9 protein-coding genes are annotated in these 12,867 nt (G+C 44.1%); 2 read left to right on the top strand and 7 right to left on the bottom strand.

All coding sequences use genetic code 11. From position 1 onward, the window contains the following. Positions 1–461: 461 nt before the first annotated feature. Both WJR50_RS03445 and WJR50_RS03440 read left to right on the top strand, forming a co-directional pair. Positions 462–1,754, top strand: a complete 1,293-nt coding sequence (locus tag WJR50_RS03445; protein ID WP_341291819.1) for a serine hydrolase domain-containing protein — start codon at positions 462–464, stop codon at positions 1,752–1,754. A 322-nt stretch (positions 1,755–2,076) separates the two neighbouring features. Next, positions 2,077–3,021, top strand: coding sequence for a calcium/sodium antiporter (locus WJR50_RS03440; protein ID WP_341291818.1), 945 nt, complete (start codon positions 2,077–2,079; stop codon positions 3,019–3,021). Between the two features lie 107 nt (positions 3,022–3,128). Here the strand turns inward: WJR50_RS03440 and WJR50_RS03435 are convergent, their stop codons facing one another. The 7 genes from WJR50_RS03435 to WJR50_RS03405 form a co-directional block, all read right to left on the bottom strand. Continuing rightward, on the bottom strand, positions 3,129–3,368 hold the full coding sequence (locus tag WJR50_RS03435; RefSeq protein ID WP_341291817.1) for a hypothetical protein: 240 nt from the start codon (positions 3,366–3,368) through the stop codon (positions 3,129–3,131). A 63-nt stretch (positions 3,369–3,431) separates the two neighbouring features. Further along, complete coding sequence (locus tag WJR50_RS03430; RefSeq protein ID WP_341291816.1) at positions 3,432–4,304, bottom strand: hypothetical protein; 873 nt, start codon at positions 4,302–4,304, stop codon at positions 3,432–3,434. Further along, positions 4,301–5,023 (bottom strand): hypothetical protein, encoded by a 723-nt coding sequence (locus WJR50_RS03425; protein WP_341291815.1) that lies wholly within the window; start codon positions 5,021–5,023, stop codon positions 4,301–4,303. Before WJR50_RS03425 ends, WJR50_RS03430 begins: the two co-directional genes overlap by 4 nt. Before the next feature lie 1,163 nt (positions 5,024–6,186). Beyond that, positions 6,187–7,863 carry a DUF5060 domain-containing protein gene (locus tag WJR50_RS03420; protein ID WP_341291814.1) on the bottom strand — a complete coding sequence of 559 codons (1,677 nt, stop codon included), beginning with the start codon at positions 7,861–7,863 and terminating at the stop codon, positions 6,187–6,189. A gap of 88 nt (positions 7,864–7,951) precedes the next feature. Next, on the bottom strand, positions 7,952–10,693 hold the full coding sequence (locus WJR50_RS03415) for a DUF7133 domain-containing protein (protein ID WP_445223444.1): 2,742 nt from the start codon (positions 10,691–10,693) through the stop codon (positions 7,952–7,954). A gap of 162 nt (positions 10,694–10,855) precedes the next feature. Beyond that, complete coding sequence (locus WJR50_RS03410) at positions 10,856–11,707, bottom strand: sugar phosphate isomerase/epimerase family protein (RefSeq protein WP_341291813.1); 852 nt, start codon at positions 11,705–11,707, stop codon at positions 10,856–10,858. A 96-nt stretch (positions 11,708–11,803) separates the two neighbouring features. Further along, positions 11,804–12,853 (bottom strand): ThuA domain-containing protein, encoded by a 1,050-nt coding sequence (locus WJR50_RS03405; RefSeq protein ID WP_341291812.1) that lies wholly within the window; start codon positions 12,851–12,853, stop codon positions 11,804–11,806. Positions 12,854–12,867 lie beyond the last annotated feature (14 nt).

Below are 12,867 nucleotides of genomic sequence, written 5' to 3'. Positions count from 1 at the left end.
ACTTTAATAGGTAAGCATGTTTTCATTGGTTATTATTATATAGTAAGAGATATTATTTTGATTATTTTCTCACAAATATATAAACATAAGCTATTCTATTATCTTATTTACAGATATTCATTAGTTTATTTTTTTATTTTTTGGTACATGAATTTATGAATATAAAACGCTTATTTTGGAGAATATGAGCATTACAATTTTATTAAATTGTGTATTATACCCCATAAAAATTAGTTATAAATTCATGTGAATTGTTTTTAAATCTTTTTTATATCATCAAGTTTTCATTTCATCTGTGCAATTTTCATATTTCTCTTAAAATACTTTTTGGAAAACCTCTTACCCACCCAAAGCGAGGATATCCCCACCCTTTTCTTGCAATCAGCGATAGTTAAGTGCATAAAAACATGAAGCATCTCTGAAATTTTGATATTTTAAGGTTTTAAAAACGACCTTGACTAATGAAAAACAACCTACTACACTGCCTCTGCTTTTTCATTGCTTTTACCGCAATGGCTCAAACCAAATCTCAGCAAAAATCCCCTCCCCTTACCGAAGCCTCTCCTGCCAGCGTAGGCATGTCGGCCGAACGATTGCAAAGAATAGATGCCATGTGCCAGGAAGCCATTGAAGAGGGGCAGGTGCCGGGCATCGTAGCCCTGGTAGCCCGCAATGGGAAGATTGTATACCACAAAGCTTTTGGTAAAGCCAATAATGCGACCAACGAAGCCATGGAAAAAGACGCGATCTTTCGTATCGCTTCCCAAAGTAAGGCCATCACCTCTACTGCCGTGATGATGTTATGGGAAGAAGGACACTTCCAGTTGGATGATCCTATCTCCAAGTACATTCCTGAGTTCAAAGACCCGCAACTCCTGAAAAGCTTTCGCTACAGCGATACGACTTATACTACCGAGCCGGCAGAGCGGGAAATCACCATTCGTCACCTGCTCACCCATACTTCCGGTCTGGGCTACGGTATGATAGACGGAGACGAGCGCTTTAAGATGATGTACCAGAAAGCTGGCGTGATGGATTTGTTCACTACTGAAGACATCACCATTGAAGAAAGTGTAAAACGTCTGGCCAGTCTTCCGTTACACCATAATCCGGGCGATGCCTATACCTACAGTGAAGGGCTGGATGTATTAGGCTATTTCATTGAAGTCATCTCCGGAATGCCTTTTGACGAGTTTTTGCAGGAACGCCTTTTTGACCCACTGGGTATGGACGATACCGGATTTTACCTGCCTGACAGCAAAGCCGATCGTCTGGTAACGGTACAGCACAAAGTAGATGAAGCGTGGCAAGCCTTTCCGGTTACTTTTTATGATCCCGAATACCCCATCAAAGGTGCAAAAACTTTCTTCTCCGGTGGAGCCGGACTTTCCAGTACTGCCAGAGATTATGCTACTTTCCTGCAGATGTATATTAACGGAGGCGAGTTGAACGGCAAGCGCTTCCTGAGTCGTACCACCATTCAATCCATGATGGCCAACCAGATCGGTGAGCTGTGGGAAGGTACAGGACGTCACTACGGACTGGCTTTCGGCGTACTTACTGAAGAAGGAGAAGCGATGGGAGGCCGGGGCAGTAGCGGGACCTTTGACTGGGGTGGCTATTTCAACACCCAGTACTTCGCTGATCCGGTAGAAGATATCGTCGGCATCATCATGAAGCAGACGCAGGGCCCTACCAATGACCCTACCGGATGGAAATTCCGCCTGCTGGTAGGTCAGGCGGTGGATGATTAATGATTTACAATCTTATCAGGTGCGCATTTAGCTTTAGCCTCAGTGGTCCCTTAATGCGTGCTCTAACCGTAGGTAGTCATTAGTCTTATGCATTGAAATTAATATTTGCTCTAACCATGGCCGATGTTCTCACAGGTCACTTGGCCGGAATTCCGATTTGTGAGACACAAAGTGGGGAATCAAAAAAGCTAAATAAGAAGATGTAGTGGGTAGTTTCGCAGCAAAATATTTAAAGGCTCATATCCAATAAAATATTTTCTACTCAGTTAAGGATTCTTTATTATCGCTTTGACGTATACTTTCTGAAAAATGACTGTGGCTCATGCTTATTGATATACTTCTGGTTGCCGTTTCTTTAATTTTACTCTACTTCGGAGCAAGCTGGCTGGTGAACGGGGCCAGTGCTCTGGCAGTCCGTCTAGGGATAACACCCCTTATCATTGGTTTAACGGTGGTAGCTCTTGGCACCAGTACACCCGAGCTGATCGTTAGTATACAGGCTGCTTTGCAGGGAAATGGTGGTATATCCATCGGGAATGTGGTAGGGTCCAATATTTTCAACATAGGCATAATTTTAGGAGTCTCCGCACTTTGTTATCCTATCAAAGTCAAAGCAGAAGTACTCCGCCTGGATGTGCCGGTGATGCTGGTGACAGCCCTGCTATTCCTTGTTTTCTTTTTAGACTACGAACTGAGTCGCCTGGAGGGAATAGTATTGCTGACAGGCAGCATAGGCTATACTTTGTTCAATATCCGTAAAGCCCGACAGGCAAATACTGAGGTGCAGGAAGAGTTTCAGGAAGCCATGCCTAAAACATCCAGGCACTGGGCCATAGAAGTCCTGCTGATGTTGCTGGGCCTGGCCGTATTGATCTTTGGTTCAGATCTGTTGGTCAATCATTCCGTCAGCCTGGCCAAACGTTTTCAGGTGAGTGATGCGGTGATCGGCCTGACCATAGTAGCCGCAGGTACAAGTATGCCGGAACTGGCGACTTCGGTAGTGGCAGCCATCAAAAAGCAGTCGGATATTGCTTTGGGAAATGTGGTAGGTTCTAATATTTATAATATTCTGATCATTCTGGGAGTTTCTACCCTGATTACCCCCATCAAAGCCCCGGACATTGCCCTGGTAGATAGCCTGGTGATGGTAGGCATTTCTGTTCTTTTGATTCCCCTGGTCAAAACAGGCTTTATCCTGAAGCGTTGGGAAGGAGCACTCTTGCTGGGCGTATATGGGGCTTATCTGTTCTATCTTTTAGCAGTTTAAGTTTTAACCAAGGCTAATCTATAGGAAGTTATCTTGCAAAACAGTTAGGGATCATCTTTGTAGCCATTAGATAATTGGAGATCAGATGATCCTCCAATCTGCCTGACTCATAGATGATACTTTTTCCTAAAATTAGCCATGACTTCGGCATGAGGTTTCCCCTGGCCTTGATCCAGTTGTGCTAAACCTTCTTCTATGGCAGCTTTCTCAGCTTCAGATAAGGTATCCCACGGTTTGGCCTCAGGATTGGCAAGATGCGTAATCATGGCATACAGCTTTTGCAGCTCACTTTCTGGTAGTTGGTCTACCATTCTAAAAATATCTAGTTTTAATTCTGCTACGCCCATAACGCATTGTTTTTCTCAAAGATAACGATTTTCGGTGTCATAAAATGTAGGATCTCAAGGCTCTTATTTACTGAATCTTAATCCAACAGAGAAATCAATCCGGTTTAAACTTTCGTATTCTCCTTCTTCTAATTCTATCGTTTCTGTAATTGTACCATCATTCCAATCATATTCATTTAGAGCTCCTGTCAACAATGAAATTTGAAATCCTAATGATAAATTTTCAGATAGACCAATATCATAGCCAACATCAAAAGTCAATCCCATTGTGCTTCCTGTCATTTTATAATCATCAATGACAACTTTGTCATTTGAATAAGCTATATATCCCAATGCTAGGTTCATAAGAAAAGCATTGCTTTTATCATGATTTAAGAGTCTAGTCGAGAATGTGGGGCCAATAAAAGAAATTGTTAAATCATCACTCATTTTATGATAAGTCTTATTACCATAAGTGTCTTTAAGATAAATATTATCTATGCTATTGGAGGATTTAAAGACATTGTACTTTACTCCAACCCCCAATGGCTCAGAAAAATAATATGTTACTTCTCCGCCAAAATGGTATCCTGATTTTAACTCTTGTATGTAGTCCTTAAAAGCGCTGCGAACACTCTCTGCTACTTTCGCAATTTGATAGCTATACCCTCCATTTATTGCAATCCTAAAATGTTGATAGTTCTCATAACCAACCACTTTTTCTTTAGGCACCTCACTAGTTTGATAATAATCTAATTGATGGTATTTGACATTTGACATTAGCAAAAGCGTACTTCTTATCTCTTTTCTATGCTTGAAAGTAAAGTAGATGTTATCTGATTTTACTTTTGTTATTTTACAATTTATCGAGTCCCCCTCATTGGTTACAATTAAGTCTTGAGAGAAGATTGAATTTGAAATAAAAATGAACAAAGGAAAAATGAACAAATTTTTCATTGATTTTTCGCTTTAAAGGATTCAAACTCAGACTTACCAGTTTTACTATCAATTAGATCCAGTTTTGGACGTCCCACAAATGCTCCCATGGTAACTCCACAACGTAAATAATAGGTTTTACCCATCTTTACATCAATGGGCACTTCTGACTTTGCTTCAGTTTTGGCCCAAAGTGTATTTAATCCGTCTTTATTAATGTGTAATGTCGTTTTATAGTTATTTTTCACTCTACAAATTACGGAATCACCCAAATGCAAATCATAGTTGACTAATGCTCCAGTTCCGCCATACCGATAAACGTTTAAAATGGCATAATCAACATCTACCAGTACCTCTTCCTCCATTTTCGGTGAATAGTTCTCAATATTCTCAATTTTTAAAATATTGGCTGTTATTCTATGGCATGCACTTCCCATAGCGGATGGAGGTCTGTGTTCAATAATTTTAATGGCATTTCCTCCAACTTTTCTAGCTTCAAGTCTCGCTTTATCAATCACTATGTCATAACTGCATTTTGTACTAAATCCAGTATCACCAATTTTAACTTGCCCTAAATTCTCTGCGCCATCAGGTTCTGCCTGGTCTAGTCCCATTACCACCACTTCTTGCTTATAATCCAAGGGCGAATAAGCATTACTAATACTTGTCGTAATTTTCGGATTACAAGAACTGAAGCACATCAGCACAGTAATAATCATTAACCAATGTAATTTTTTCATTCTCTAAGAATCTTTATTTATGATTTTTTATTTTTATACTATGTTCTTTATGTGTTTTTACTAAAATATATACAATTATATCGTATATACTTCATGTTAAGTTAACAAGATAAAAAGGGTATAAGGTTTTTTGGAGAGTGTATAATGAAAACGAGCTATTTGATGAAAATCAATAAGCCTTTTGAAGCTTTTATCTACCGTCGCGGAGACATTTTTTAAATACTTTCTGCTTTATTCTACATCGCCTGATGTACAGTTTAGCTTCCTTCAGCCAAACTTACGGCCTTGATGTTTTGTGGTACTTAATATTTTTTAATGTAGAAAAACTTTTTACAGAATAATCGCAAAACAAGATAAATACCAAGCCCAGTGGCTGCTGATATGAGGCAAGCCTCAATCCCATTGGAATCACTAAAAAATAACATCATTAAAACCGTTAAAGATGTATAGAGAAGAATTAGAACTGGTCTTTTCAAAGAATTCAAAGTGATTTTATCATTCTATAAATATAACTACTTCTGCCTAATACTATCATGATTAAACAAAAATTTTTAGCTAAATTTTTATATCAAAAACATACAGACTGCTTCATACGCTCAGAACGAAGCTACATCTCTTTTTACTTGTAGGGCAAGGCCAAGAAAAGCATTCCTATGCTTATTGTGCCGTACTTGATGCTGGGATTTTGCATTACAGATAAGTGAAAAATGATAAAGGAGCCTCAAAGTTGGCTGAGATATTTTGTAAAGGTATTTTATTCCGTCAAAGTAGTCTACAATTCTTCGTAAAGGGTTTAAGTAACGCATCAAAGGCTTTACAATAAATTGTAAAGTGGACCTTAAGCAATTAATGTACTTTACATTTTATCGTAAGACATTTTATTGGAATATAAGCACTCTACATTTTTTTGTAAGGCCAATTATTGCGATAAAAGTGCTTTACAAAATATTGTAAGCCGCTTCTAAAGCGATAAAAGTGCTTTACAAAATGATGTAATACACTCTGACGCAATATTCGCACCCTACAAAACTTTTAGCTGCGCTTTGGAGGAAGAAATGGCCTTCAAGCGATAAAGAAGGATGAAAAGGGGGCTTTTGATCACCCTGTCAGCCACAAATCAGGGGTTGAAGAGATGCTCATACTTTACTGACTCCTCATTGTTTTCACTTCTTTCTGATCAGCAACACCCAGTCCTCGGGACCGGGAGCGGTAAGGGTCATTTCACCTCCCTGGCTGTCAGCGCCATAGACCCAGGTGCCACTATCAGGATCAAACCAGCTTGGGGCATAGATGCCTTTGGGCAATGTCATACTTACAGTAGGAGCTTCCAGGCTGGGATGATCGCTACCGGGTTCCGTACCGCTGGGGTTGGCCAGGTAGATGAGGTAAGTGCTATCGTTATGGGCACATTTCCACCGATAAGGGTCACCTCCTACCAGTGCATCATTAGGCAGCATACCTACCAGCGTCAGGCCGGTCTGTTCAAAAAAGGTATGGATGTAGCGGAAATCATGAGCACCTTGCGAGAGTATGCCCTGCCGGTTGGCATCAAAATAACCGGATACGCCATAATCCCGGCCTTTGTGAGGTTCATACCTGACTTCCACTTCTCGCTCATTGCCAATGTAAGACTGACCGTCATAGGGCAGGTAAGTTTTCAGGCCACCGTAGGTAGCATGGCCCCCCGAGAGCAGGGAAGCCCACATCAGCCTGCGAAAATAATACCTGCTGTGCGCAGGATAACGATAAAGTTCGTAGCGGTCTTCATCCAGCAACACAGGCTGCTTCCTCTTCTGGCGGTATTCCAGAATGAGTTCTCCTCCTACCTGATCAAGGTCTTCCAGCGTAATCAAATCCGACCAGGCTTCATTCACATGATCATAACCTTTAAAACGGGATTGATGATTGGTGAGCAGCGTGCCCCAGGCTTCTCGTTCCGCCATATCCCTGCCCATCTGGTTGATGGTTTCGTAGTGTACCTGTCTACCGCTCAGGCTGTCACTTCGGCTGATCTCCCGGTCGTTGGTGATGGTCCACTGCACATTGGGAAAGGCCGACCAACGCGCCTGCGCATAGCGGGCTAGCAGTTGAGCCGCCGCATTTCCTTCGCTATACTTTCTGATCAGTTCAGTATCTTCGGCATAAGGTATTAGCTGCAAATTAATGTGCGAGTGGTGATGCAGGGTGTACAATATCCTTCGCTCAATTTCTTTCCAGTAATACAGCGCCAGGTCTTTTTGATTGTGTGTAAAGAGGTTGCTTACCGTTCCCCTGTCCATAGCAAACCAGGTGCGAATCTTGGTCGCGCCCATCTCACTGGCCTGATCAATATACTCCTGCCAGTAGGGTTCGGAAGCTACCACAAAACGATAACCGGTATCTCCAATGTGCAAAAACCAATCGCCATTATCATAAGCAAACTGATGGGGATCGCCCGGATGGACACGGAGTTTTCCTCGCAGATCGGAAGGCAGTACCTCAAAAGTACCCTCCCGGCCATCCAGTCCAGGGTTATTGGAAGAAGACTGCCACTGCCATACTCCGAGTTGGCTGCAGTAAGCCCGGGCTTTGAAAGATATTCCACCATCATAAAAGCCATCTACCTGCACTTCCGTACCATCGGGTTTTGTAAAGGTGACAGTACATTGAATATCATAATAAGGATTCTCGTCCGTAGGACTGGCGCTCAGGCTAACTTCATAAATACCCCGATGCAGGGCGGTAGAAGTGTTTTCAGACAAGACCTCCTGCGCATAAGTAACATGATGTAGTATGGCTGTTATAGAAATGAATGCAAGTAGTTTGAGCATAATGACTACACGAGTTATTCTTATTGGCATAGGAGTATAAGGGGTAAACCAGACATCAAACTAATTTGATATAAGCTCTGCCAGATTTCAGGAATCTGGCACAGCTTATCAAAATCAGTTACTTCTTCTGCTGAGAAAGGAAGTTGACTAATGAAGCAAATTCTTCATAAGAGAGTGAATTGGCCAGACCGGGAGGCATCATGGAAGTTTCCAGTTCCTTACGGGTCTCAATATCCTCTTTGTTGACATTAAATACCTGTCCGGTAATATTACGCACTACCATTTTGTCTGCCGACTCTTCCGACACAAAGCCGGTGATGTTCTTCCCATCTTTCGTCTTGATGTACACCGAGGCAAAGCCTTGCGAGATAGAAGCATTGGGCTTGAGAATAGACTCAGCAATCTGCTCACGGGTCATGATGGAGCCAATCTGTCCCATGAAAGGGCCTTTCATGGTCTCATCGGTACTGATGCTGTGGCAGGCTACACAGCCCTGCTTGGTAAAGAGCGTTTTACCCAGTTCGGGATTGCCCTCTACCTCATCCAGAGCCAGCATGATGTCTTCAATAGAGCTTTTACCGATCTGACCTTTCTCATTGCTGATCTTAGCAAGGTCAACATTCACTTCTTCTTCCTTAACGGCAACCTCTTCTTCTCCCCCAAATTCAGTAATACCCATACGGTGCCTGGCATTGAGGTCAGCGAAGAATTCTTTACCCTGAGCGTTGACTTTGTTTCTTTCCTTTACCAGCAAGGCTTTGATCTCAGGAGAAGCTTCCCAGGTGATGGCCTTATAGTAAGGGCCATGCGTATCAGGACGGGTACTCCACCACCAGGAACCATCGTAAGGAGCTTCTTCCTTATAAAGCCGCGAAAGTGTAGTAAGAATTTCTTTTTTCAGAGCATTATCGCTACCAGACGCATTAGCTGTAGAAACCAATTCACTATTTAGACTAATATCACTAGCGGATTCGTAGGCAGCGATCAAGCCTTCCACTGCTTTAGGATCATGCATATAGCGCAGTGCCCATAGCGCAAGGGTATTATTTTCCGTTCCGATAGCATCCACGCTGGCCTCAACCGCATCCAGTTCCACCAAAGCACGCACCGCCAGGTGGGCTGGAACGATCGCAGCATTGGGCGTGGCATGCGGCCCTTCCGTACCTTTTGCGGGAGCGACAAAAGAATCCGGTACAGGAATCTCTAAGAGTGCCTGGGCAGCTTCCTTATGGCCTAAGCGGCCTAGTCCGACAATAGCAGCAGCCTGTACACGCACAGAAGTATCTTGCAAGCTTTGTACAAAAGGTTCCAGCGGTACATGCGCTACATAAGGCTTACGGTCAGCAAGAGCACGCAGGGCAAACTCTTTTACCTCCTGATCAGTAACGAGGTTTGCCAGGTTATCTATCCCATCTGCTCCGGCGATCTGTGCGTAAGTGAAGATTCCGGCTACCCGGGCATAGAGTGGGGCGCTCTGGTTAGCGGCTACTTTCCAGGCCGCTTCCGCCGCATCTTCTTTTGGACGTGTCAGCAGTTCCTGCTGGGCATGCAGACGCGCCACCGCACTTTCTGAATTCAGGAGGGAAGCCAGTTGTTCTTCCGAAGCTTCTTTGATGTCAGGAAAAGGGGTATACTCCCAGCCCTGGGGAACAGTACGCACGATAAAACCCTTGCTGGAATCGCCTTTGTATCCTGCGCCATCCCATGCAGAAAGGAAAAGCTGACCGGAGCCATCAATGTCCAGGTCGGTGATCTGCGGCAGATTGATGAATTCCTCCTGTTCCTGGGTAAAGCTTGCGCCATCCGCAGTGACACGATGGATGTACAACTGATTTCTTCCCCAGTCGGCCATCATCGGCACCTGATCGTATTTTTCGGGCCAGTGGGGATCATCCATGAATAAGGAACCGGTACCTGAGCCTCCTCCTACATCTACCAGCGCAGGAATGATCTCTTCAGTAAAATGCTTGAACAGTACGGGATAACCATATTCGCCGGATTGGATCTGGTGCGAAAAGCGGATGTTCCAGCCTCCCCCATCGTTGGTATTGCCCCGGGCAAAGATATTCATGTAAGGGTCAATGGCCACATCGTAAATGTTTCGCATGCCGTGGGTGTAGACTTCCATCTCTTTACCATCAGGACGTACTCTGACAATACCACCACCCAGCATGGTCATTTTCTTTCCTGAGCGGTCTACCGCATCGTGAAAACCAAAATCACCTACGGCGATGTAAATCCAGCCATCAATGCCCATGCGGATGCCATTGGTGGAATGGTCGGTACCCCGGTCTTGCAGGAATTTGGGAGAACTTATGTTTTGGATCAATGGCTCTGAAGGACCATCTGCCACCCCATCCTGATCAGCATCTTCGAAGACCACCAGGTCCATACCACTGGCCTTACCGGTTTCTTCTGAGAAGGTAGTATGCAGCACAAAAACCTGATCACCTATTGGGAGTATTCCTCTTGGATTATCCACTTTAGCGAACTCGGTATGGTTGTCGGCTACGCCATCATGGTTGCAGTCTACCAGTTTGATGATAGCCCCCTTATCGGGATCTTTTCCCAGCGAGCCCATCATATCCACACCCGCAAAAACTTCACCGCTAGGAGCTACTGCCAGACAGGCGGGGCTGGGCGTAACGTCAGGACCGGCAAAATAAGTCAGTTCAAGTTCCTCCGGCCAGTTCAAATACTGGGTTAGCGAATCGGTAATTCTCATCGCCTCGGTAGTATCCACCCCTTCGCAGGGTGGTTCCTGCTCTCCACAAGCTATCAGAAGTAAGCTGCAAAGCAGGCTCAGGCTGCTTCCGAAAAGCATAAAAGGCTTTGTTGTATTTTGTAATTTGACACGCATCTTTAATTGTTATCTGATTATTTTCGTTACTCGCACGATCTCCTAAGACAGTTTCTAAAACAAGATGTAGAAGCTTGATAGGGGTCATAAATATAATGGCAGAGCATCTTTACAGCAAGACACTCTGCCAAAGTTTATAAAACATTAAATTTCCTGTTTCTACTAAAGCCCGTGCTTTTCCTTCATCTGGTGGATAAAAGCATAGCCTTTTTCGGCGATATCCCAGGGCAGGGAGAACTCACGCCACACGCCTATGCCATTGGCAAAGTCAGGATCATTGCGGGAGAAGGCTTCAATCGTCAGCCAGCCATCATATTTGATTTCTGCCAGGGCCGAGAAAGCATCATCCCAGGGTACATGACCATCACCGGGGGTACCACGGTCATTTTCGCTGATATGTACATGTGCTAGCTGCGGTCCTATAGTACGGATCGCATCGGAAAGCTTTTTCTCCTCAATATTGGCATGATGCGTATCAAACATGGCTTTGATGTTGGGATGATCTACCGCCTTGAGCAATCTTGTCATTTGCTGCATGGTATTGCACAGATAACACTCAAAACGGTTGACCGCTTCCAGGGCAAAGGTTATATCAGCCTGGGCGGCATAATCACCGGCGGCATGTAACACTTCAGCTGCCCATCCATACTCTTCGTCTTGAGGAGCGTGCTGCTTAAAATGCGCATGCGCGGAGTGAAGGGGGCCACACAGAACTTTGGCATGCATATCATGTCCGCGGTCAATGACCCACTTGAGGCGGTCCAGTGCTTTTGCTCTTACAGCGGTAGAAGAGTCTATGGGGTTCATATCCGGGCTGACAACTGAGACTACGGTAGTTTCCATGCCCAGACTCTTTACATAATCCCCTATTCGTTTATAAGCTGTCTCATCGGGTGAGCCTACAAAAAACTCTACCCCATCATAGCCGATTTCTTTTAACCTGTCAATAATCGGTTTCATTTCGTCGGACATCACAGCCGACCAGACCAGTACGTCAAATCCTACTTTAGTCATGGGTTGTTGTATTTATTAATGATTAATGAGTGATGATTGATGAGGAATGATGAAGATGCTAATAATCATTTATCATTATTCATCAATCATTATACATTATTGTATTACAAAATCTGAGGGTTTTAGACCTTTCTGGTGATCACCGAAGCCGAACATGGTGGGGTCATATTCCCCTACATAATCTACATTCGCTTCTTCAGGAATCTGGTCTTCCATCTCCGTAGCCCAGAAGCAGGCGTTGACCATCATTCTGCGCAAATCTTCGCTCTGCAAATCTACCGAAGCCCCCATGGTGGTATTGAAGACTCTGGCAGTCTTACCACTTTGGGTGGTATAATGCTTGGTCCAGGCTACCGGCATCACTGACTTGTCGTAGCTCAAAGGAGCATCCGCGCTCATGCCTTTGGTGGATTGGCCCCACAACAATACTTGTGAATCTTCAGTAAGGTCGCGGATGGTATACACATCGGTTGGCCCCCAGATATCTTCTACTCCCCAAAGAATTGGGTGGTCTTCATAAAGACCGTTAACCAGCCCTCGGGTTCCTTCATGCGCGTGATGGCCGTGATGTGCCACCCAGGTTTCTCCCAGTATCTGTCGGCCATAGCCTTCTCTCCAGCCTTCTACCTTGCTGTCGTAGCTGTATTTGGCATAAGGGCTTTGGGTATCCCGCTTGTACTGAAAAGCATGGGTAGCGGTGCGCATTCCAATCACCGGCTTACCTGACTGCATATACTCGTCAATGTATTTCATCTGCTCATCCGGCAACTCTCTGAAGCGGAGAAAAAGCACCATGAGGTCCGCTGATTGCAAATGTTCCAGGCCGGGAATATTGGTTTGGTACTCAGGGTCAATCTCACCGCTTTCGGGGTCAATGGCAAAGAGTACGGTAGTCTTGAAGCCATGATGTTTGGCTAAAATTTTAGCCAGCATAGGCAGGGCTTCCTCAGAGCGGTACTCTTCATCACCACTCACTAATACAATGTATTTGCCATTAGCCTGACCATTTTCAGGTTCATAGGTGACCCACTTTTCTCCTTCCTGGGCATGCACGATTTGTGAACTTAAAAGCAAGCTTAAAGTGCCAAAACAAAAAGGCTTCAGCAGAAAGCTGAGATGTTGTTTTAGATGACTAAATATTTTCATTATCGGGTTAGGTT

Source organism: Catalinimonas locisalis, assembly GCF_038039535.1.
Classification (GTDB): domain Bacteria; phylum Bacteroidota; class Bacteroidia; order Cytophagales; family Cyclobacteriaceae; genus Catalinimonas.
The sequence above is the reverse complement of the archived record's forward strand: the minus strand, read 5'-3'. Positions and strand labels throughout refer to the sequence as shown.

Bases quoted from the DNA above. Each gene is read 5' to 3' on its own strand.
- WJR50_RS03410 (WP_341291813.1), bottom strand. From the start codon at position 11,707: ATGACTAAAGTAGGATTTGACGTACTGGTCTGGTCGGCTGTGATGTCC.
- WJR50_RS03415 (WP_445223444.1), bottom strand. From the start codon at position 10,693: ATGCGTGTCAAATTACAAAATACAACAAAGCCTTTTATGCTTTTCGGA.
- WJR50_RS03430 (WP_341291816.1), bottom strand. From the start codon at position 4,304: ATGAAAAATTTGTTCATTTTTCCTTTGTTCATTTTTATTTCAAATTCA.
- WJR50_RS03440 (WP_341291818.1), top strand. From the start codon at position 2,077: ATGCTTATTGATATACTTCTGGTTGCCGTTTCTTTAATTTTACTCTAC.
- WJR50_RS03405 (WP_341291812.1), bottom strand. From the start codon at position 12,853: ATGAAAATATTTAGTCATCTAAAACAACATCTCAGCTTTCTGCTGAAG.
- WJR50_RS03425 (WP_341291815.1), bottom strand. From the start codon at position 5,023: ATGAAAAAATTACATTGGTTAATGATTATTACTGTGCTGATGTGCTTC.
- WJR50_RS03435 (WP_341291817.1), bottom strand. From the start codon at position 3,368: ATGGGCGTAGCAGAATTAAAACTAGATATTTTTAGAATGGTAGACCAA.
- WJR50_RS03420 (WP_341291814.1), bottom strand. From the start codon at position 7,863: ATGCCAATAAGAATAACTCGTGTAGTCATTATGCTCAAACTACTTGCA.
- WJR50_RS03445 (WP_341291819.1), top strand. From the start codon at position 462: ATGAAAAACAACCTACTACACTGCCTCTGCTTTTTCATTGCTTTTACC.